21 protein-coding genes are annotated in these 22,119 nt (G+C 49.4%); 8 read left to right on the top strand and 13 right to left on the bottom strand.

The window, feature by feature from the left end; genetic code table 11:
* Positions 1 to 34: 34 nt before the first annotated feature.
* The 7 genes from ABH899_RS04850 to ABH899_RS04820 all read left to right on the top strand — a co-directional run bounded on the left by ABH899_RS04850 (position 35) and on the right by ABH899_RS04820 (position 8,643).
* Positions 35 to 493, top strand: a complete 459-nt coding sequence (locus ABH899_RS04850; protein ID WP_369994464.1) for a hypothetical protein — start codon at positions 35 to 37, stop codon at positions 491 to 493.
* An 81-nt stretch (positions 494 to 574) separates the two neighbouring features.
* On the top strand, positions 575 to 1,180 hold the full coding sequence (locus tag ABH899_RS04845; protein ID WP_369994463.1) for a hypothetical protein: 606 nt from the start codon (positions 575 to 577) through the stop codon (positions 1,178 to 1,180).
* Positions 1,181 to 1,196: 16 nt separating this feature from the next.
* Positions 1,197 to 3,329, top strand: a complete 2,133-nt coding sequence (locus ABH899_RS04840; protein ID WP_369994461.1) for an NHL repeat-containing protein — start codon at positions 1,197 to 1,199, stop codon at positions 3,327 to 3,329.
* Positions 3,330 to 3,359: 30 nt separating this feature from the next.
* Positions 3,360 to 6,755, top strand: a complete 3,396-nt coding sequence (locus ABH899_RS04835; RefSeq protein ID WP_369994460.1) for a DNRLRE domain-containing protein — start codon at positions 3,360 to 3,362, stop codon at positions 6,753 to 6,755.
* 44 nt (positions 6,756 to 6,799) lie between these two features.
* The gene (locus tag ABH899_RS04830; protein ID WP_369994457.1) at positions 6,800 to 7,246 is read left to right on the top strand and encodes a phage holin family protein; all 447 of its coding nucleotides are present in this window, start codon (positions 6,800 to 6,802) and stop codon (positions 7,244 to 7,246) included.
* A 6-nt stretch (positions 7,247 to 7,252) separates the two neighbouring features.
* A complete protein-coding gene (locus ABH899_RS04825) occupies positions 7,253 to 8,170 on the top strand; it encodes a peptidoglycan recognition protein family protein (RefSeq protein ID WP_369994455.1) in 918 nt (305 codons plus the stop codon).
* A 173-nt stretch (positions 8,171 to 8,343) separates the two neighbouring features.
* A complete protein-coding gene (locus ABH899_RS04820) occupies positions 8,344 to 8,643 on the top strand; it encodes a hypothetical protein (protein WP_369994452.1) in 300 nt (99 codons plus the stop codon).
* 45 nt (positions 8,644 to 8,688) lie between these two features.
* Here the strand turns inward: ABH899_RS04820 and ABH899_RS28580 are convergent, their stop codons facing one another.
* A complete protein-coding gene (locus tag ABH899_RS28580; RefSeq protein ID WP_483312616.1) occupies positions 8,689 to 8,925 on the bottom strand; it encodes a hypothetical protein in 237 nt (78 codons plus the stop codon).
* Positions 8,926 to 9,104: 179 nt separating this feature from the next.
* Between ABH899_RS28580 and ABH899_RS04810 the strand changes: the two genes are divergently transcribed.
* Positions 9,105 to 9,599, top strand: a complete 495-nt coding sequence (locus tag ABH899_RS04810; protein ID WP_369994451.1) for a hypothetical protein — start codon at positions 9,105 to 9,107, stop codon at positions 9,597 to 9,599.
* Positions 9,600 to 9,931: 332 nt separating this feature from the next.
* Here the strand turns inward: ABH899_RS04810 and ABH899_RS04805 are convergent, their stop codons facing one another.
* From ABH899_RS04805 to ABH899_RS04750, 12 genes are all read right to left on the bottom strand, one after another.
* Positions 9,932 to 11,827: a putative bifunctional diguanylate cyclase/phosphodiesterase gene (locus tag ABH899_RS04805; protein WP_369994449.1), complete on the bottom strand. Its 1,896-nt coding sequence runs from the start codon at positions 11,825 to 11,827 to the stop codon at positions 9,932 to 9,934.
* Entirely contained in the window at positions 11,824 to 13,314 is a 1,491-nt protein-coding gene (locus ABH899_RS04800) for a PAS domain-containing sensor histidine kinase (protein ID WP_218229181.1), read from the bottom strand. Before ABH899_RS04800 ends, ABH899_RS04805 begins: the two co-directional genes overlap by 4 nt.
* A 219-nt stretch (positions 13,315 to 13,533) precedes the next feature.
* The gene (locus tag ABH899_RS04795) at positions 13,534 to 13,905 is read right to left on the bottom strand and encodes a DUF423 domain-containing protein (RefSeq protein WP_009677133.1); all 372 of its coding nucleotides are present in this window, start codon (positions 13,903 to 13,905) and stop codon (positions 13,534 to 13,536) included.
* Between the two features lie 118 nt (positions 13,906 to 14,023).
* A complete protein-coding gene (locus tag ABH899_RS04790; RefSeq protein ID WP_009677148.1) occupies positions 14,024 to 14,329 on the bottom strand; it encodes a hypothetical protein in 306 nt (101 codons plus the stop codon).
* A 151-nt stretch (positions 14,330 to 14,480) separates the two neighbouring features.
* Positions 14,481 to 15,992: a DHA2 family efflux MFS transporter permease subunit gene (locus ABH899_RS04785; RefSeq protein WP_016423884.1), complete on the bottom strand. Its 1,512-nt coding sequence runs from the start codon at positions 15,990 to 15,992 to the stop codon at positions 14,481 to 14,483.
* Complete coding sequence (locus tag ABH899_RS04780) at positions 15,967 to 16,437, bottom strand: MarR family winged helix-turn-helix transcriptional regulator (protein WP_009677172.1); 471 nt, start codon at positions 16,435 to 16,437, stop codon at positions 15,967 to 15,969. The genes ABH899_RS04785 and ABH899_RS04780 overlap by 26 nt, the downstream gene beginning before the upstream one ends.
* Before the next feature lie 291 nt (positions 16,438 to 16,728).
* The gene (gene kduD, locus ABH899_RS04775) at positions 16,729 to 17,484 is read right to left on the bottom strand and encodes a 2-dehydro-3-deoxy-D-gluconate 5-dehydrogenase KduD (RefSeq protein ID WP_218229180.1); all 756 of its coding nucleotides are present in this window, start codon (positions 17,482 to 17,484) and stop codon (positions 16,729 to 16,731) included.
* 29 nt (positions 17,485 to 17,513) lie between these two features.
* A complete protein-coding gene (locus ABH899_RS04770) occupies positions 17,514 to 18,263 on the bottom strand; it encodes a DeoR/GlpR family DNA-binding transcription regulator (protein ID WP_009677137.1) in 750 nt (249 codons plus the stop codon).
* Between the two features lie 38 nt (positions 18,264 to 18,301).
* Positions 18,302 to 19,132 carry a 5-dehydro-4-deoxy-D-glucuronate isomerase gene (gene kduI / locus ABH899_RS04765; RefSeq protein ID WP_218229179.1) on the bottom strand — a complete coding sequence of 277 codons (831 nt, stop codon included), beginning with the start codon at positions 19,130 to 19,132 and terminating at the stop codon, positions 18,302 to 18,304.
* A 406-nt stretch (positions 19,133 to 19,538) separates the two neighbouring features.
* Positions 19,539 to 20,003: a phage tail protein gene (locus ABH899_RS04760; protein WP_369994442.1), complete on the bottom strand. Its 465-nt coding sequence runs from the start codon at positions 20,001 to 20,003 to the stop codon at positions 19,539 to 19,541.
* 89 nt (positions 20,004 to 20,092) lie between these two features.
* Positions 20,093 to 20,338: a DoxX family protein gene (locus ABH899_RS04755; RefSeq protein ID WP_369994439.1), complete on the bottom strand. Its 246-nt coding sequence runs from the start codon at positions 20,336 to 20,338 to the stop codon at positions 20,093 to 20,095.
* Between the two features lie 448 nt (positions 20,339 to 20,786).
* On the bottom strand, positions 20,787 to 22,112 hold the full coding sequence (locus tag ABH899_RS04750; RefSeq protein WP_369994436.1) for an SMI1/KNR4 family protein: 1,326 nt from the start codon (positions 22,110 to 22,112) through the stop codon (positions 20,787 to 20,789).
* Positions 22,113 to 22,119 lie beyond the last annotated feature (7 nt).

The raw sequence follows: 22,119 nt of genomic DNA, 5'->3' as shown, positions 1-22,119 counted from the left end.
AAACTCTACTTTAAATTAATCTAGGAGTGATCATATGCCAGCAGTAGTACAATGGTTCAATGCGACAAATACAAGTCAGGAAAACAATTGGGATATCGGTCCCGTGGATGCCGGTACCGTATCCACGGACAAAACTTTTTACATCTGGAACAACCGGGGCGGCTCAGCGGCCGTTTCCGACATGCTGAACTGCACGATTACAACCAAGGACAGCGCAGGGGGGAATACCGGTGAATTGGTCTTGAACAAATGGATCGAAGTCAAATGTGATTCTATGAACGAGACGACCTTCTCGCAAATTGGCGGTGCTAACACCCGGCCTATTCAGGCCGGTGGAGGGGCAGGGGCCGGAATAATCAAAGGAACCGCTAACGATGGAACAATTGCGAATGCCGTTCCCAACTATGCCAAAATCACGATGCACGCGAATGTACCTACTACTGCAACCGCAGGAAATTATGCGTTTCTGACGCGAGTAGTGTATCAAGTTTAGTTAATATTCCCTTTGGGACCCTATACGTATAGGGTCCTTTTCTTTTCCATAAAATTAGTCCAATACAATGGAGGTAACCAAATGAATTTTCAAACGTTCCCCCCTTACTCACCCGTTTCCCAGTCTCTTATTTGGCTTGCCGAATATGAGAACGGCGAATTCTTCAGCGAATATGATCCGGATACGAAAGAAGAGCACGGCTTCTCTGCTATTGAGCGGGATAAGCTGGTCCGTTTCGGTCAAATCGGGTTAGGTCACAGATTTTGTTACGAAGTATCCAACGGTATTTTCAAAATAGACGGCAAAATGATTGAGCTTGTCTATAAACATGACGATCAAGAATATGCACTTACCGGACAGCAACAACCTTATCGGGATCTCATCGTTTACAAAGACATGGAATTCACTTTCAACCCCAATGGGGAAGCCGGGAACGGCACGAATCTGATCGTTCAATATAACTTCGGCTATAAAGCGGAGCTGCAGATTGGCTCGGTCCATTTTCATTTTCAAATCCTGTATAAAATCCCGACGGACGGTCGACCAGCCTATTTTTATGTGAAATTGGTCAGCGACAGAACCTTAGACGGCGAGCTAGTGATCAAACGTAACGGAGTCGTGGAAGATGCCGTCAATGCCCCATTGTCCAAAAACAAAGGCGGAGAAATCAACTGGATTCTTCAATAAAGGAGGGTAAACGCTCATGTCAGGCTTAGGACTTAACAATCTGGAAGCGATTAAGCTTCCGGTGCAGACCTATACGGATATTAACGGAGAAGAACATGAAATCGACCTGAAGGTCCGATCAAGCAATACTATCCCGTATAGATTCGAAAACTGTACCAATACGATCAAAACGTTTTTTAAATCCAATCTATGCAGCTATGCCCCCGTCAAAGTGGAAACCGGAGACGCCTTTTTTGAATGGACGCCGCTAGGGGCCGGATTTCAGGATGAGCTTGGGAACGAGTTATGGCTGGGTCGTGTGGAAGATTGTGAGGGGCAGGTTGTTCGGGACAATACTGTCCTCTACAAAAATGTGATTGGTGATATCGACGAGGAATTTCAGGTACTTGGCGGTAAACTGAAGCATAATACTTTGCTGAATTCGCTCCCTATGTACGATCAATCTCTGCCGGGAAGGGATATCCAGTTTGTTGTTGAAGGAAAAATCGACTTTTCCGAAGATGTCTTTATTTATGTGAATGAGATGCGTCAAGAAAACGAGTTTACAACGCACGATGCTATCGTTTTTAAAGATGCGTCGGGACTGGAAATCTTTACTCTACCTGACCCCATCACTTACGAGATAAATGGCACAGAACAGATCGTCTGTACGTACAGCTTATCCAAACAAGAGGAGAACTTCGTTTCTCTGAAAATCAGGCTGCCGTACTCATGGCTTTCCGATCTGTCACGTCAGTATCCGGTTGCCGTTGACCCTACGTTAACCGCTGTGAATAACCCGGCGGGGCTTCCTTCACGTGCATGGAATTTAAAGTTTTCCGATAGCGGCAAGTATCTTGCTGTAACTGCGGTTACAGGCTATAAACCCTATATTTACGAAATTGACCGCAGCAATAACACCTTAAAGGAATTGCCCACACCGGATGGGGGATATCTGGGACGCGGCGAATATACTTCCATTTTTTCCCCGGATGACAAACTGTTTATATACAGTGGCTACGATAACATTCGTTTTTACAAATACGATTCTCTTACAGGCGGGTACACAACTGAAGTGATTCAGCCTGCAATTTCCAGAATTATTGATTACACTCGTGACTTTACATTCTCACATAGTAAAAACTTATTTGTTATAGCCACCTATTCATCCTTAAGGATGTATAAGTATGATTCCAGTACTGGTCTGGTAAGTAATGAATTTATTAAAACCTTACCCTATAAACCTTTAAAAGTAGAATTCAATAAGAATGATAATTTACTATATACAGTATTGGATGACGGAAGTTTTAAAATATTTAAGATTGGTCCTTCTGGAGTAATTGGAAATGAAATTACTGTTCCTGCTCTGCCTGGAAAAGTTACTGATTTTAATCTATCCGACGATATGAATTTCATTGCTCTTGCAATTAATAACGCCCCAGGTTGGTGTGTATTCAGAAACGATCCTATACTTGGTATTATCGGTACACCTGCTTATCCTTCTATTCCATCGGACACCCCAACTAAAAAAATCAGGTTTTCTAAAAGAATGCAATATATCGCAATTGCTCAATACACTTCCTGGAATCTCAATCCGCGTATTATTTTTCATAAATTCAATCCCCTTACAGGCGAGATTGGGGACAGAATTAAAATCACGAATAATGTCAATATGCCTCCAACTTCTGAAAATGCTGAACCTAAAGGGCTTGAATTTTCAAAAGATGGCGTTTACTTAGGCTGCGCGTTGGACAGCACGACCGTAAACTCTTTATTCCTCTACAAATTCTTCTTTGAACCGTATGACAACATATATTTCAAGGACGAAAGCACAAACGATTATTATTGCGACAATAACGGTAATGTTAAAATGCTGCTTGACTTCGGTCAAATCATTGCGGGGCAAACGACCTTATCCAAGAAGGTTCTTATTGAAAATGCTAATGAATCCAGTGTAAACCAGCTTCAGGTTGACATTGTAAACACCAACAGCGATTTCACTGTAGAAATGAGCAAATCGGACAACCCTTTTATTCCCGAAACAAACCTCCTCTACTCAGGCACGATAAATAAGATGCAGGCGGTTCCGATCTATTTCAGGGTGGTCACCCAGGAGAAAGCAACTACTGGAGGTATGTTTGAAGTCCGTGCCAAATGCAACAAGATTTAAACCTCCAATACAATGGAAAGGCGGTGGGATATGTTTGTCATCAAAGAAACCACCCAAGCTGATTTTCAATCCGGATCACTAGATCAAGGGCTGATAGTCACACCGTTCGGGGAGTTAAAATTAGCTAACACCAATAATGCTACTAATCTCGCTTTAAACAAGCCGTATACGCATTCCTCGGACGGAAGAGTTTACGATACGGACGTAGGCGGCAAAATGCTCACCGACGGGAACGTCACCTCTTACTTTTCGTACACCGACATGATCTATGTTGAAATAATTTTAGATTTATTGCAAACGGGGCCTTTGTCGGCAATTAAATTATTTGGCCCGGCTGCATCTGCCGTAAGCCCCAAGATCATGGATGTTTCTACCAGTACGGATGGAAAAACCTATACTTATCAAGGCAACTATGGAGATCCCAAAGCTTGGGCTGTCATGCTTGAAGGGGAATTTTCCAGTACAGACGCAAGATATGTAAAAATTAAGGTGTACAATGTACCTTCAAACAAATACACGGTAAGGATTTCTGAGTGTCAATTATACCCAGGTCGTCTGTATAAAGCCGTCCGTGAGAAAGAATACGATCTTGCCACTCTTAAAAACTTTAACGGAGCCTTGTTATATTGGGGAGAATTTAAACCGCTTAATACCGATGTCCTTGTGGAAGCAAGCTACTCCTTTGACCAAGGAATGTCCTGGAGTGCCTACGAGCAGATAGAAAATGGAAATGCCATTAAAGGCATTCCGCTCGGTATGGACCTATCGCAAACCAAAATCAAAATCAAACAAACTTTATCTACCCGTGGGATACAAAGCCCGAAATTGTTCGATTTCAGAATTTATTTTAACGACTATCCGTTAAACAGTGGATATATCGGCCTTCCTCACTATAAGACGGATTTCACTAGTGTAATTCCGCCTATGACCTCCAATAGTTCTCCTCCGCCTTATTCGGTTCAGTCCCTCAACTACGATAAAACGTCCAATACGTATCAAATGTTTGACGGCTCCGTAATTAATGCTGGACCAAACCGGTATATGTACAATGGTAAAACCGACAACATTGTAATTGATGTAGGCTGGGATAACAGTTTTAAACTAGCTGCCTATAAAATGACTATTGCCAACAACTCTTCTGCTCCAACCGTATGGAGCATTGAGGCAAGTTCAGATAAGGACACCTGGTTTGAACTCGATAGACAGACGGAAAATTGGAAAACGTATACCAATAAGACCTATTTAATTAACCGAATCTTTAAGGGAAATTATAGATTTTATCGTTTAACTATTTTCGACTCGGTTTACAGCACTAATTATATCGTAGAGTTGCAGCTTTTTGCTGAGAAAGAAGGAATCGGACATCAATTACGGGGGGATGTCTATGTTAGGCCGCGCGATGACCTGTCATCGTCTATTACTGTAAAAAGTAACCATATTATATTATCTCCGATCGGTTACACAGACGTCAGCATTGTTCCCCCCATGAGTTCGAACAATTTACCTAAGCCGTACGAAATTACTGCCTCATCCGAAACAGCCGATAACCCCGTTTATAAAGTCTTCAACGGGACTACCAACAACGATTGGCGGGATAGCTGGTCCCCCTCTTTAACCGGACCAAGCTGGGTACAAGTATTTACCGGCTATCAAAACAGGTTTGTCGTAAACAGATATATAATAACCGCGGGACCTAAAGCCGACAAAATATACAGTCCAAAATCCTGGACCCTGCAAGCAAGCAACAACACCATAGACTGGGTGACCCTCGATACTAGGACGGATGAAACGAACTGGGTTTATCCTTCCGGAAAACGCGAATATTTTGTTAATAACATGACGGCATACGAGTACTACCGGTTTAATTTCTTAGAAACCAACGGCAGCGCCCTTAACATCGGCGAAATATCGTTAACCCCGAATGCACCGCATAAAGCGATGGATACTTATTCCACGCTCACCGTTCCGATACCGAGCCAGATCACCGGTACACTTTATGTACCGCCGCATAACCGGCTCGTCGGAAAGGTCGACATTACACCGGTTCTCTTTGAGAATAAACCTTCGACTATCCAGGTCAAAATCCACGACTCTCTCCCCGGCACGATTCAGGTTCCTATCCACAACCGCATGTTCGGCATCGTGGATATTGTGCCGCCGCCGGTCAAGAAAGCGGTTCTGCTGCCGGTGCAGGACGCATTCGTGCGGGAAGGGATGCCGAAGCTGAACTACGGCTCGGAGCAGGATATGTTCGCCGGATACAATCCCGGGTTAAACGAGAGATACCGCTCCCTGGTCCGATTCGATTTAGCCGCACTTCCTCCGCTCCAAAAGCTCACGAAAGCGGAGTTGAAGATCTTCTCCGACTATGAAAACGTGCCGGAAGCTTTAATAGGGCTCTATGAAGCTCAAGAGCCTTGGACGGAAGACGGCATCACTTGGGATAATCAGCCGGTATCCACCTCTCTTCAGCTTCAAGAAAAAGCAGGCAAAACGAGAGGATACATCAATTTCGATTTACTGGAGCTTGTAAAGAAGTGGTACCAAACTCCGTCCGCCAACTATGGTCTTCTGTTGAAGGCACTTGATGAAACAAGCGCCTACCAGCGTTTTTATACAAGAGAACAAGGCAAAACTCCGCCTCTCCTTGAGATCGAGTACCTGGATCAGAACGTGTACAGCCCGGGACGATCCGAACTACGAAACAATACACTGACCGTTCGTCAAAACGGAACGAAAGACCTTGCAGGCAAAATCAACGTGCGTGAAGTCTGGTTTAAGTCAGAGCTTCCCGGCCGCATTCATGTACATTCACCTGATTTTATGGAATGCACCATCTTCGTCAGGAGCCTCATCGTATGGGGCCAACTGACCGTGAGGCGTAATGCCGAGTCGCAGCAAACCGGCCGTCTGACCGTACGGGTTAAAGGTGATCTTACCGTGCCTTCCACCCTCCGTGTCAGCCAGTTTCGTTTGCCAGGTACGCTCATTGTCCGGCGGACCGAGGTTAAAGACATACCTGCCTCGCTGACGGTCAGACGAACCGAGCAGAGCTCGCTTCCAGGATCGGTACGCGTGAGCCTTCCCGCACTTCCCGGCACTCTGCAGGTCGTTCTCAGCAGCGTCGTTTCCGGTACCCTGAAGGTTTCCCGGAGAGAACAGAGTCAGCTAAGCGGACGCTTAACGGTGAGACAAACCGTAAGTGAGGACCTGTCAAGTTATGTGCGGGTTTATACAAAATCTGAGCTTGTCGGCTCTATTTACGTAGCGTCGGAATATTTCGCTTGCTCGATTACGGTTCCCAAACCCGAAACAAAAGAAATCCGAACCTTCATTCAGGTTCGCGCCAAATTCGCAAGTGACTTGACGAGCCGCATTCAGGTTTACGACGATTCGGACGATTCGTCTTACGTCTTCATTATGTAGAGCGCCCTCCGGCGCTCTTATTTTTTTACACAGGAGTGAATGAATTGGAGCATTTAACCGTCAAATTTTTAACTTTGAAAGAACTTGGAATTTATACGGTTCCAGCCGTTATCGGTTCAATAATTACGTATCTGTTTGGAGGTTGGACACAATTGCTGGAATTTCTGCTTATGATTATGGCCGTCGATTACTCGACCGGTCTCATTGCTTCTCTTAAAGAGAAGCAGGGCCTGAACAGTGAAGTCGGATTTTGGGGGCTCATCAAAAAGACGATGATGCTGCTTTCCGTTTCTATCGGTCATCAAATCGACATAGCTTTAGGAGTAAACTGGTGTATGAGCGGCTGTATTTATTTTTGGCTGGCTAACGAGCTTATCTCCATTTTCGAAAATTTCGGAAGAATCGGTCTCCCGATCCCTCCCGTTCTAAAAAGAGCCTTGTCCGTACTTAAAGGCAATCTGGACGAAAAAGATCCGCAGGCTAAAGGGTGAGCATATATGTCTATTCCTCATGAAATTATCTCCTGCGGCGGCTACTCCATCGGCAATGCGTTCATCGCACCATCTCCTTGGACCCGCACAAAAGAAAAAATTAAGCCCACGGGCGGAATTATTCATTGGACGGGAAATATAGGAAAGGGAGCGAACGCCAGAGCGAACCGGAACTTTTTTAACAACCGGAACGGCTCTTACGGCAGTGCGCACCTGATCGGGGATTCGGAAGAAATCCTCGCTGCTCTCCCCTATCTTCCCGGAGAGGCCGAAATGGCCTATCACGTTGGAGCAAACACTTACTATACCCGTCAATTCGGCGCCTATCCTAACCGTGCGACACTGGGGTATGAGCTGTGTGTGAATGCAAACGGCAATTTTCGCGAATCTTACAAACGCGCAGTATGGGCAATGGCTCATTTATGCCGCCTGTACGGCTGGAATCCCCGTACCGACATTCGCAGACATTGGGATATTACCCATAAAGACTGCCCGCTTCCTTTTATGGACCTGTTATTCGACGATCGGCATTGTATGGGCAAAGGCTGGACTTCTGCCGAAATCGCCTGGATGCGGAAGAACCTGCAGATAGACAACATTCAAGGCGAAGCGCTCTGGCACAAATTCCTCGCTGAAATCGGCGAGTTAACGAAATATCTAAAAAAGAACAACGGAAAACTCCTATGGAAGGAGGATGAAGAGAACATGCCTTTGCCTCTTAACGATTATGAATGGAAAATGCTAAACGCCATCTGGTCCCAAAGATACAACCGCCAAGAAATAACCGATTGGAAGTGGATCGCAAAGATCCGGAGCAAACAGTTGACGGCCGGTGAACTGGCTTTTCTGAACTCGGTTGCCGCGGCCAAGCAGAACGGGCTGAGTGTAGAACCCGAACCGGAAGGAATGAACTCGGACAAATAGCCGGATCAGGGCTATTCGTTATATTAAAAATGCTGCCAAGTCCATAGTGTATCTGTATGCTGTGGATCGCAGCTCCTCTATTTATTTCCGGATATCAGGTACACGGACCCACACAAAAAATGATACTATATACCTAATAAGGATCATTATAGAAAAATTCGGAGGAGTCCGCCATGTCCGGCTTACAAAGTTTCAATTCACCCCCTGCTATTTTCATTCGCAAAATATACTACTATGAAAAAAACGGCCTTTCCGATTATACGACCCTTGAACATCACGCATATCTTGCCGATTTCTGCAGGTTAGCCACCCTTGAGGAACTAGAGCAGGATGCGCCTTTATATAAAGATTTTATTTGTGAGATTAACGAAGGCTACTTTGTCTTCTGGGAAAAAATCTACTCTTGCATTCTAACGGATCTGGATGAAGAGGAGTCTTATGAATACGGTTACAAACAACTCTTTTTAACCTGATGTTCTAACGATTGATCACGGCTACGATCACAAAAACTCAAAGCTTTACGAAACATATAAGTACACAAACGTATAGTGGGATAAGCCTAACAGGGCCTGTCCCCCCTTATCGTGCATAATTCCTCCGGGAAAAAGCCTGTATCTCCGCAATGGTACATCAAGTGCTCCGCACATGATATAGCCTTTATCCGTCGTCACGACGAGCAGCGTCGTTTTGGGCAGCTTTACTTCTATCGCAATGGCCGTATTTCCATCCAATTCGATGGGTTCCACTTTCATCATAATGACACATCTCCTCGCTTCAAAATCATAGGCAGTATATGCCCGGAAAGAAGTTTTGGTGCCGGAAAAACAGGGTGTATCTAAAGACCCATTTCATGCTATAGTAAAAAGACCAGATTCAATGAGACGGAGGTCTTATTACGACTACTAACACGAACCAAACATCCAAACAAGGCCATTTGTTTACCGTTAAAATTTTGATGGAAGAAGAGACGAATGGACTTGCGCTTCAAAAGCTGCTGCAGGTCTTGAATAATGCTAATTTCACAGATTTTACGATCGAACAGGGGATTGAGCTCGGCAAGCTGATCGCATTAAATACGCCTTCCTCTGGCACATCTTCGACCGCAGCTTCTTCACATGCTGCCGTATCGGACGGATCACCGGCATCATCCGGGAAACAGCCGGCATCCAAAACCGGATCGTCTGCGCCTTCCGCTGCATCCGCTTCCAATCAGCAGAGGCCCCAGGTGGAAGACCAGCTCCGGAAGATGATCAAGGACAACACCCTGATCCGCCTTTCCGTCGTAAAAGGGGCGGGCATCCGGCTCAGTCTTCCCTGCCGGGTTCTGAATTTCGATGAAGAATCGGGCAACGTTACCGTCTACCATGTGGACGAAAAGAAAGTTTATCTGTTTAAGCTCAACGAGATCGACAATATGTCTTTACATTAAAAAAAGGCCCGGCGCTTACGCGCTCGGGCCTTTCTTCTATAGGGCGGCGAGGTTGACTGGCGTCAAACGGCGCCGCATCGGGCACCTGAACTGCATCCCGGCGCCGCTTTCTCTCAATCGCGAGTCTGGCAGAACGGTTTCCCGGAAACTCCCAAAAAAATCCGGCTCTAGTTGTTTTTTCGGCCAGCCATCTTTCTCAGGGATTTGCCGTCCTTGGCCTTACCGTCCGTTCTCTAAAAAACAGACTAAGCTTTACCGCTTAACTTTCACGGTTTCTTCCACATGCCTGCAGCCTTATCGACTGCTCCGCACCGTCACCGTCCCGACCGGCCTCAGGCTTCCTTGAGCCTCCCTGCGCTGCAGGTGATCCGGCGCAGCATGGAGCCCATCTTATCCGCCGTCAGAGGCGGGCTGAACCAGTAGCCCTGAACCTCATGGCACTGATTGCGGTGCAGGAAGGAAAGCTGCTCCTCCGTCTCCACGCCCTCGGCGATCACTTTCAAGTTCAAGTGCCGCGTCATGGAAATAATCGTGGCGACGATAGCGGCGTCGCTCGGGTCCTCCATGATGTCTCGGACGAAAGAACGGTCGATTTTCAGCCGGTCGACCGGAAATCTTTTCAAATATGACAGAGAGCTGTATCCCGTGCCGAAATCGTCGATGCTCACCTGGACACCGAGCTGCTTCAGTTCCAGAAGCGAAGCGATGGCATGCTCCACATCCATGGTCATGCTCTCGGTAATCTCGAGCTCCAGAAACTGTGGAGCCAGCCCCGTATGCTGCAGCACCTGATCGACTTTCGCCTTCAGATTATGCTGGAGAAACTGCCGGGAAGACAAGTTCACGGATACCGGAACTTTCGGAAGGCCGGCATCCTGCCAGGTTTGGTTCTGCTGGCACGCCTCGTGCAGCACCCACTCCGAGATCGGCACGATCAGTCCCGACTGCTCCGCAAACGGGATGAAATCTCCCGGCGGAATAAAGCCCTTCTGGGGGTGGTTCCAGCGGATGAGCGCCTCCATCCCTACGATTTGACCGCTTTCGATCTCGACCTGCGGCTGATAATGCAGCACGAATTCGTTGTTTGTAATGGCCCGCCTCAGGTCGTTTTCCAATTGAAGTTTCTGAAGAGAGACGGATCTCATTTCGGAGTTGAAAATCTGGATGTCGCTTTTTCCGTTCTCCTTGGCCCGGGTGACGGCCATATTCGCATGCTTCATCAGCGTATCCGCGTCCTCGCATTCGCGCGAGAGCAGCGAGATGCCTATACTTGCCGTAACGTGCAGCTCATACTGCTCCAGCATGAAAGGCTCCTCAAGCACGGACAGCAGCCGGGAGGCGAGCTGCAAGGCCTGTTCCCTCCCCTGAATGCCCGTGTAGAAGAAAGCGAATTCGTCGCCTTCCGTTCTGGCGATGAAGTCGTTATCCGAGATGCAGCGGGTGAACCGCTCCGCCACCTGAAGCAGCAGCATGTCCCCGTAGTCGTAACCGAAGCAGTCGTTAAACAGCTTGAAGCCGTCGATGTCCACGTACATGACCGCTACCCGCTGATGATGGCTTTCCGCCAGAAGCAGCGCCTCCGTAAGCTGTTCCTTGAACAGCCGACGGTTCGGAAGGCCCGTCATATCGTCGTAGTAGGCCATGTGCCGGAACTGCTCGTCGGCTCTCCGCCGTTCCGTGATATCCTGGAACATGAACAGGAACCGCCGGCTTGCCCCCTGCGTCTCGAGCGGCACGCCCGTAGCCGACAAGTCGATCCGGTACCCGCTCCGGTGGAGCACCGGGATATCGAACAGCTGCGGCGTCCCTGTGCGCAGTTCTCCGTAGCGCTGCTTGAGCTTATCCTGATGCTCGTCGGATACGTAAGCTCCGAAAGAATTGCCGACCAGCTGCTCGTTCGTCGCTCCGAGGAGCCGTTCCATGGTCCGGCTTACCCGGGTTAATTTGCCGTGCTCATCCGTTACGCTGATCGCGTTCGGGCTGTAATCGAATAAAGTGTCCAGCAATCGGGAGGATTCATCCGCAATTGGCGGATCCACCGGCTTGTTGTCCAATGCCGTAAGTCCTTCCTGCCCGGAAGCAGCGGGGTTGCCGCGCTTGTTAAGGGTATACAGCGCCCCCGCCAGTACGGCCGAGGCTCCCAGACAGATCCAGACTGCATAGGCTCTCAGCAGCACACTTCCGATCACGATAACTGCTGCATACCCGCCTAAGAGAACCGGTATCATTTCCGTTTTTCCTCCATTTCGCCGCTTTCTCTGTTTATGGGCAGCCGAACGTAAACGGTCGTCCCTTCCCCCATGACGCTTTCAATCTGAAGGGTGCCTTTGTGCTCCTCCACAATTTTGCGGCTGACCATCATGCCCAGCCCGCTGCCCTGATCTTTGGTCGTATAGAAGGGAACGCCGATCTTGTCGATCAAATCCTGCGGGATCCCGCTTCCCTGATCCGCAATGGCGAAACAAATCCGCTTGTCCGCCTGCTCCTGCAGCCGGATCGTGATAAGCCCTCCGTCCGGCATGGCCTCGATCGCATTTTTCAATAAATTCACGAACAACTGCTTCAGCTGATTCTCGGCCCCCATCATGCCGGAGAGACTGCCGTCCACATTCGTCAAGAATTCGACGTTCTTAAGAATGGCCTGCGCTTCAAGGAGCGCAAGTACATGCCGGATCACAAGCTCCGGGTTTAACCAGGCGAATTCGGACGCTTTGGGCTTGGCTAGCATAAGCAGTTCCGAAAGGATGAGATCGATCCGGTTAAGCTCGGACATCATGATTTCGTAGTATTCCTGCTTCCCCTCTGCTCCGGACTGCAGAAACTGGGTAAAGCCTTTCAGAGCCGTCAGCGGATTCCGGATTTCATGGGCGACACCCGCCGCAAGCTGCCCTACGGCCGACAGCTTCTCGGACGTTCTCAGCCGTTCTTCCGTTTCCCTGCGCCTCGTTACGTCTTTGGCTATCGCATAAATCCCTTCCACGCGGCTGCCTACCTGAATCGGAAGCGTGTTGACCTCCACGGTGACCCAGCTTCCGTTCTTGCGCGAGACATTGAATTCGCCCATCCGGGTTCTGCCGCTTTTCGCAGCTTCGAAAAGCTCCGCCGCCGTCTCCAGGTCTCCCGGGTAAATGAAACTCTTGCAGGGATGCCCCGCCAATTCGCCCGTCTCGTACCCCGTGACCTGCCTCATGGTGGAATTAATGCTGACAATATGCCCCTGCATATCCACTATGCAGACGATGTCCGGATTATACTCGAAAAGGGGCCCAAGCTCCTGACGGCTCCGCTCCAGCTTTTCTTCCATGGCTTTACGGCCCGTCAGGTCTTGCAGCTGCACATAATAGACAAAGGAGCCGTCCATACCGGGGAGAAGAGACACGTTCAGGATCGCCCAGACCCAGTGTCCGTCTTTATGCCGGAACCTTTTCTCCATCTGCAGCCTTTTGGTTGCGGCCAGTTCCTTCCACCGGCTCACCCAGTCTTCCGTGCCGACCGCTGCGTAAGCGATATCGTCCTTGTTCATCCCGAGAAGCTCCCGGCGCGTATATCCCAGCATCCGGCAGAGCACTTCATTCACTTCAAGAATATCTCCCTGCTGATTCACCACCGCCATCCCGATCAAGGCCTCTTTGAACGCGTAGGCAAACACGGGAATCATAGCGGGTGCGATAAAGCCCGATTCGTTATCCTCATCTGGACTGAATGACTTATACATCCGGTATTCCTTTCAACCAAAAGGATTTTGGGGGTTGCTGACCGGGACGGGGAGATTATCCTGCAAATCCGCCCTCAATCGACATTTTTCGTCTTCCGTCAAACACCTGAATCGACAGGCAAACGTGCAAATGGTAACAACTTCTACGCACTAGGTAAATTTTCCTGCTATTATTTAAGCCCCTTACAAAAAAGAAAAGAGCCGGAATAAATCCGGCTCTTATTTCATTGCGGCAATCGCCAGCATAACCCAGCCTGCCAGGAAAGCAACCCCGCCGAACGGCGTAATGGCTCCTAACACTTTAATACCGGACAAGCTCAGGACATAGAGACTCCCGGAAAATAAAATAATTCCGATCAGGATCGCCCAGCCCGAAGCATTAACCAGGGACTGGTTCTGCGTCAGACGATCCGCGGCGAGACCGATTGCGATAAGGCCGACCGCATGAATCATATGATACTGCACGCCGGTCTGGTAGACGGCAAGCATATCCGCACTGATTTTTGTTTTCAGCATATGAGCGCCGAAAGCGCCCAGCGCCACCGCCAAAAACATATTGATGCTTCCCAGCATCATGAATAAACGCATCATGTCTCCATTCTCCTTTGTAAGCAAAGTCGTCTCTCCCCATGATAGCCGATTATCCGCGAAGAATCCAATCCGGACACGGTTTCCGCCGCCTTTTCAGCCCTGCCGAGAGCCTTGCGGATTACTCCGTTTCACCCACGTCGTGCTGGCCGATAATGAGCACCTGCGGCTCCAGGTAGGCACGGGTCGTAAACGGGTGCTGGAGCATGTCGACTTCGATGTCGACCACTTTAAAGCGGGCCGATTCGATGCCTTCCCTCTTGTCGTAAACGACTTCGAATTTCTTGAGACCGAGCGAATGTGTAACGACCGAAGCGCCTACCGTCAGTGCCGCCCCTTCGATCTCCCCGTGTACAAAGAGCTGCTGTGTCAGCGCTTCGTTGTTCATATCAACGATTTTCACCCATTGGCAAATGCTGCATTTCATTTTATAAGTCCCCTCTCTCTGCAAAGCCTGCATGGTTCCAAAATTCGACAACTCTTTGATAGATTCCTTCCTGGAGCATGCTGTTCCAAAGCAAAAAAAATCGTCCGGAAGCAGCCGCGGGGACTGCGTTCGGGACGATGTTCGTTTTACCTTATTTCGACGAAACCGTGACGGTTTCGACGTCTTTGTTTTCGATCACGACACTCTCGTGCTTGATCTCGACGTGCGGCTTCACTTTACGGATAAAGAAGGCCATAACAAGAGCGGCCACCGTCATCCATGTCGCCACGACGAAGGAATGGTTGATGCCGTAGACCGCGGACTGCTGGGCAATTTCCGCCATTTTGACCTTATCGGCGGGATTGATGCCGCCCGCGGCGACGAGCTCCGCTCCATGGGACTTGGCCGCATTGGTCATAAGGGACACGAGCAGGGCGGTGCCGATGGCGCCGGCCACGTTACGGAGCGTCTGCGACATGGCCGAACCGTGCGCATTCAGACGCTGGGGAAGCTGATTCATCCCTGCGGTCTGGATCGGCATCATCAGCATCGACATCCCGAAGCTGCGGATCGTGTAGAGCAGAATGAGCGTGGTATACGTCGTATCAATGGTAAGCTTGCTGAATTCGTAAGTCGTCACGGTCATGATCAGCAAGCCTATAACGGAAAGCCAGCGGGCACCGACTTTATCGAAAATAATACCGGTAATCGGGGACATGATCCCCATCAGAATCGCGCCCGGAAGAAGCAGAAGTCCGGATTCGAACGGCGTAAATCCGCGGATGTTTTGCAGATAGAGCGGGAGAAGAATCATCCCGGAGAACATGGCCATCGTCACAATGACGTTAATGACGGTCGTAAGGGAATACATGTTGAATTTGAACACACGGAATTCCAGAATCGGCTTCTCGGTCACCAGCTCGCGCCAGATGAACAGGATGAGCGAAACGGCGCCGACCGTCAGGCAAGTCACGACAATCGTGCTGTCCCATCCGTCTTTACCCGCGTCACTGAAGCCGTAGAGCAGCCCCCCGAAACCAAGGGTGGAGAGAATAACGCCGAGAATATCAAGGCGCGGTTTGGATGTGCGCGTCACGTTTTTAAGCGATACGGCTCCGAAGATCAGGGCAAAAGCGGAAAGCGGGATAATGATATAGAACAGGGCCCGCCAGCTGTAATGCTCCATAATCCAGCCGGACAGCGTAGGACCGATGGCCGGGGCGAAAATCATGGCGACGCCCATCATGCCCATCGCTTTGCCGCGCTCCTCCACGGGGAAGATCGTCAGGAAGACGATCGACATCAGCGGCATAAGCACGCCTGCGCCTGCCGCCTGGACAAGACGGCCGGTCAGCAGCAGCTCGAACCCGGGGGCGAATCCGCTTATGATCGTGCCCAGCGTAAACAAGCCGACCGCGGCGATAAACAGCTTCCGCGTCGTAAAACGTTCGATCAGAAAGGCGCTGATCGGGACGAGAACGCCGCTGACCAGCATATAGCCGTTGGACAGCCACTGGATGGTATTCTCGCTTACTTGGAGATCCTTCATCATGCCCGGCAGGGCGACGTTGAGGAAGGTTTGGCTGAGCAGGGCGACGAACGCTCCGATCAGCAGGGAGGCCACAATAGGCCCCCGCTTAAATTGGGGTGCTTCTGTACTCATGGGTTTCTTCATCTCTCACTTTCTGTAAAATCTCTAGGATTTGTGTATTGATACGCTCCAGCTGCCGCTGATCCTCTTCGGATACCGAAGCGAGAATATACAATCGGTCCATGTGGTCCCGTTCGACCAGGTTCCACTGTTCCAGCCCTTTCTCCGTCAGCTTGAGCGTAACGGACCGGCGGTCTGTCTCCGAACGCTCCCGGGAAACGAGGCCCGCTTTGACCAGACGGTCCACAATCCCGCTCGTCGTGCTGGTCCCCAGCAGAATATACTCGCTAAGTTCCCCCAATCCGATAAGAGGATGTTCCTTCAGATTTTTAAGGGTAAGCAGTTGGACCGGCGTGAGGCCGTACAGTTGGGCCGCCTTCATCAGGACTTGGAAAAAAGCCTGATTGACCTCACGGTAGGATTGAAAAATCCGGTGAATGCGATCCTGTTCCTCCAAGACTGATTCCTTCCTTTCTTTACTATTCGCCTCCAAATATTTTGCATACGAAATATTATAGGGTTTAAAAAGTTTCTAGTCAATCATATTCCTATAAACCTAATAAGTCTTTTATGAGTCCCTTTTTCCACCCCGATTGATTAAACTTGTTTGTCCAACGCAAAAAAACCCTTGCCGGGTTAAACGAGAAGGATGTTCTCATTGTAACCCGGAAGGGCTTGGCTTTATGCAGGGGGAGTCCGGACCTGTCCCGATGAAGCGGAAACGGAAGGGCCGGACGGGACGGGACGGCTAGCGGACCATCCAGCCCCCGTCGACGCACAGAATGTGTCCGTTCATGTAATCCGAGGCCCGGGATGCGAGCAGCACGGCCGGTCCGATCAGATCCTCGGACGTGCCCCAGCGTGCCGCCGGAATGCGCTCGAGAATCTGCTTGCTGCGGACCGGATCTTCGCGCAGCGCCTCGGTGTTGTCCGTGCTCATGTAGCCCGGTGCGATACCGTTGACTTGAATGCCTTTGGAGGCCCACTCATTCGCCAAAGCTTTGGTCAGGCCGGCTACGGCATGCTTGCTGGACGTGTAGCCGGGCACGTTGATGCCTCCCTGGAACGACAGCATGGAGGCCACGTTGATGATCTTGCCGGAACCCTGTGCGATCATATGGCGGCCGGCAAGCTGGCAGAGCGTGAACACGGAGTTCAGGTTCACGTCCAGCACATCCTGCCAGTCCTGGTAGTCATGCTCGGCGGCCGGCTTGCGCCGGATGATGCCCGCGTTGTTGACCAGGATGTCGAGTCCACCCAGGCCTTCGAGGGCCTGGCCGATTACGCCAGGCAGCAGACTGCGGTCGGAGACATCCGCCTGGATGGTGACCGCGCGGCGGCCGAAGCTCTCGACCCGTGCCTTGACGTCATCCGCGGGAGTCCGGTTCGTCACCAGCGCCACGTCCGCTCCCGCCTCGGCCAGACCGATCGCGATAGCGGCGCCCAGGCCGCGGCCCGCCCCGGTTACGACGGCTTTTTTGCCGGACAAATCAAATAAATTCATTCCGTACACCTTCCTTAGCCTAACGGTTATTAGAGGGGGGCCTGCAAAATGTTGACGGCTTCCCCGTATTTGCTCAGCGTCTCGGAACCGATGCCGCTGTCGGTGATCAAGTAGTCGATCTCGTCAAGGCCGGCAAACGTGATCAAGGCCCCTTTGCCGAACTTTTTGTGGTCGGCGACGCAGTAAATCGTTTTGGCGCATTCCATGTAGACGCGCTTGAGCCTTGTCAGCTCCTCTGTGAAAATGGTCAGCCCGTAGTCAGGATGAATGCCGGTGGCGGACAGAAACAGCTTATGCACGTTGAGTTTCTTCACCCAATCCGGATCGGTGCCGACGAGCAGGTTATGATGCCGGTACCCGCCCGGCACGACAAGCCGGATCTGGTCCTTAGCCGTGAGCTCGCGGATAATGAGCAGATCGTTGGTCAGGACGGTGAGCGGCATGTTCTTTACCTTGCGGGCGATTTCCAGCGTCGTACTCCCGGCGTCGAGCGCAATGATGTCGTGCGGTTCGATGAAAGTCAGCGCGTATTCGGCGATGGCGGATTTTTCGCGGACATGCTTGATATTCGGAATCTGCGGCAGTAGGCTCTCTTCGTCGGGCAAAGGGACAGCTCCCCCGTGGGTCCGCTTCAGAAGCCCTTTCTCCTCCAGCTTCTCGAGATCCTCGCGGATCGTCTTTTCCGTGACCTGAAATTTATCGCTAAGCTCGGAAACTTTGACGCTTTTCCGGCTTTCCAGTTCTTCCAGAATGGTACGATGGCGTTCAGCAGCCAGCATGAATAATTCCTCCTTGCCTGTCAAACAGGTTCATGCTTCTACTTTAACTCGTTCATAGGCACCATATCCATATCTTTAAAGGTATAATTTTCGCCGGCCATAGCCCAGATGAACGAATAGTTGCTGGTTCCCGCTCCGGAATGGATGGACCAGCTCGGCGAAATGACGCCCTGTTCATTGGAAACCACGAGGTGACGCGTTTCCGAAGGCTCGCCCATCATATGGAACACGCGCGCGTCTTCCTTCAGATCGAAGTACAGGTAAGCTTCCATTCTGCGGTCGTGGATATGAGCCGGCATCGTATTCCATACACTTCCCGTTTTGAGCTGAGTTACGCCCATCATCAGCTGGCAGCTTTGAATGCCGTCGGCATGAATGTACTGGTTCAGAATCCGCTCGTTGGACGTTTCCAGAGAGCCGAGGTGGTTCGGATTCGCTTCCTTGATCGAAATTTTTCTCGACGGGATTTCCGCGTGAGCGAGCGCCGAACAGAAATAAACGCGGGCCGGATTCGAAGAATCCTTGCTGGCGATCGTTACTTTCTTGTTTCCTTTGCCCACGTACAGCGCATCCAGACGGCCCAGCTCGAAGCTCTCTCCGTCCGCCGTAATGACGGCGTCTCCGCCGATGTTCAGGAATCCAACCTCGCGGCGCTCCAGGAAGTACTCCGTTTTGAGCGTGTCGGCCGCTTCAAGTTCAAGCGTTTCCTTGACGGGAACCGCGCCTCCGATGACCATGCGGTCATAATGGGTGTAGACCATCGAAATGCGCTCTTCCTGAAACAAATTTTCGATCAAAAAGTCATTTCTCATGCGTTCGGTTGTAAAAGTTTTAAAGTCAGCCGGGTTTGTCGTGTGACGGATTTCCATATGGGGTAACCTCCTATAAGGTGCGTTTATGTTTATTTAAGTTCGTTTTAAGTGTATCATAACCATAGTGAACATAAAAGTACTTTTTTCATATCGGATCGATAAACCCTTTTTTCATAGATTCGGGCGGCCGCCGCCATCTTTCTATCAATCTCGCATAGGATAATCTCAGAAAGGAGGAACGAGTCCCCTACCCGCACAACGGACCCAACCGGCCCTGCCCCTCCTCTTCAAATAAAAAAAGCGGCCGCCTTCCGAAGAGGAAGGCGGCCGCTTTTCCTGTGAGCGGACTGATGAGACAGGCTCGGTCTCCAATCCGGGGAAAGCGTTCCAAATTTTTTCGATCAGCAGCCTGTAAGTCTTGTCATGCTCGGACAACGATTTCTCCCTTACATTTTTGCTGCCCTTAATATTCTCCTTTGATTACAAAAAACGAACCTCGAATGGTTCCGGCTAGTTTAGACTTCTGCCTGGCAAACTTAAACTTCCCTTCTAACTCCTGCGGTACCTCCATCCCCTCGGAAAGCTTAAAACCAACGGCCCGCTTCTTAGGGTCATCAACCGTATACATGACATTGAGCGCAAGCCCGTCTTCATAAAAGACGTAGGTAAATCGGATATTTTCCACTTGAAAACGCGACGTTTCTAAAGGCTTGGCCGCAAACGCAAGATCACGTTCTTCTTTCAAAATTCGGTTCACATAATCAAGGTTCTCCTGACTTTCGCTAGCGGGTACTACCGTAAATTCATGCTTGTATTTGTTCATAAAGTAACGGGCTTCATTAGCACGTAATCCAGCAAGCGCTTCTGCTACAGGTGAAGACTCTAAACCAACCGTGGACACATTTTTAAAATCAACGATAGACGACATTTCCATCTCTCCTCTTATCTTTTTGGTTTCCTTAAAACAGGAGGGTACCGAATACAGTCTCTCCAAATTATTAGTTTTGCAGTAGTCATCTATTGGTTGTACGAAGGGGCGGCCGATAATTTCACCACCTCCTTGCACATTTTGCGGCTTTTCGGACGCAGCGCCCACGAGGCGATAGTTAGTGCGGCATAGAAAAGCGGAAGGATAAAATGAAACCCGTAATCACCATAATCGTTAGCAAACGCATGAGATAAAGCCGCACCCGTCATTAAGAAGAAAATACCGGCGTAAGCCCATTCTTTAAGCCGAGGGTAACGTGACGGTCCAATAAGCAATCATTTTTCCGCGGTGCCGGGTTACTACTTTCGCGGTTGTTTCCGCACTGATGATTGTACTCATTTTGTTTCCTCCTCATTGTTTTAAGTGAAACTTATTCAGGTTCCATATCTTCCTAAATGACTAACTCTCGATTAGACACCATTTGGTGTCTCTTTCGATTATAGGACACCATTCAGTGTCGTGTCAATCACATCTTTTCACTCTACATGAAAACTGCCAGTCGGCTATGTATGTCAACATTTCATGCCGTTTGGCTCTTTGATTGCATGCAAAAAAGCTCCGGCACGATAATGCCGAAGTTTTTTGATCATGACTCAGTTTTGGCGGGTGTCAGAACAGCGAGAAAATCATGACCGACGGCGATATGCAAAGTTGAACCATCTAATTGGGTGCCCTACGCAAAGCTGCGCGAGTTTTCAATTGTATGGATATTGAGTAGTTAAATTATTCTTTGTCAAAATAATCATCTGGCAAATTTAATTCTTTCAAACAAGCCATAAATTTTTCCCTGAAATTAGGATTGCTTTTATATTCCGGCCATGCAGCCTTATAATAAGGCAATAACTTCTCATGAGGGATAAGGCCCCAATATTGAATAGTGTTTTTCACAACCTCCTTGCCGCCACCCATGAACATCTCTCGAATGATCTCCCAACTTTCCGATTTGTCATTGCAATCGCGTGTCGCATAGATTGCGGCAGTTTGTATATTCGAGTCGGTGTGACACAAAAAGGGCGCAAAGTTTTGGAGTGTAATCGCGCCGGAAGATTCCAAAACATACCCCACATGACGCAGCGTCTCCGGGTCGTGAACCCTGTCAAGACTTTGCACTATCACTTGTATAAATTCCGCTAAATCAAAAGATTTACCGTACCAGTTCAGAATCTGTAAAGCGTGTAATAAATCCTCATTTCTATCCGAATGCAACAGCTCCAGAAGATAGCCTCTTCCCGCGTCAACAGAGGTTTTGCAGATTAGCTGAATGGCTGTGGTGCGATCATTTTGTCTTTGCTCAGCAACGCTTTCTAAAAAATCAATGGTTGGCTGCGAGATTTTCTTAAACTTGAACATTCCATCAAGCGCTTTTGATTTGATTTCTTCGTTTGGGGCGTTTTGATAAACCTGTATCAATGCATTTTCATCGCCCGGCATTCTGCTGCCAAACCACGCGATATCATAATCCAGAATAATTTCGTCCAGCCAGCGCTCATACCAGTCCAGAAAGTTGTCTTCATAGACAAAGAAAAAGGGATGATCCGGATAAAAATCTGAAGTGTAAACGATTTTCCCCCTGTGTTTCCCTTCAATTACAAGATACATATCGTATTCGCAGCCTTGTGTGCCAATACACAACATGCCGCCCAACACCCTATCACGGGCGGCGTCGTATTCCAAATCGGAGATGTCCTCATCACTGATCAGGGGCTCGGTCAAATGGTTCCATTCCTCTTTTGTCATTCCGGGGTGCAGAACGCATTTTGTAGTGAGTGCACTATCGGTATAAGAAGTTGCCTTTTCAATCGAATAAATCCCGTAATACGGCCCGGCACCTCCATTTCCAACTCTCGTTAAAAACTGCGTATAAGGCTCCGGAAGTGTGACCTGATTCTTTGCTTGCCAGTCTGCAAGCTCTTTTGCTGTAAGCTTTTCATAAACCCTGTATTTGTGTGAGGATGCTCCAAACACCGAAAAAGCCGTATCTTTACGCATGGCCTTTTCGAGCTTGTTTTTTATTCGATCAAGTTGCGTTTCTTTCTTCCAAAACAACATATTGAAT

Source organism: Paenibacillus sp. RC84 (assembly GCF_041260495.1).
GTDB lineage: Bacteria > Bacillota > Bacilli > Paenibacillales > NBRC-103111 > Paenibacillus_F.
The sequence above is the reverse complement of the archived record's forward strand: the minus strand, read 5'-3'. Positions and strand labels throughout refer to the sequence as shown.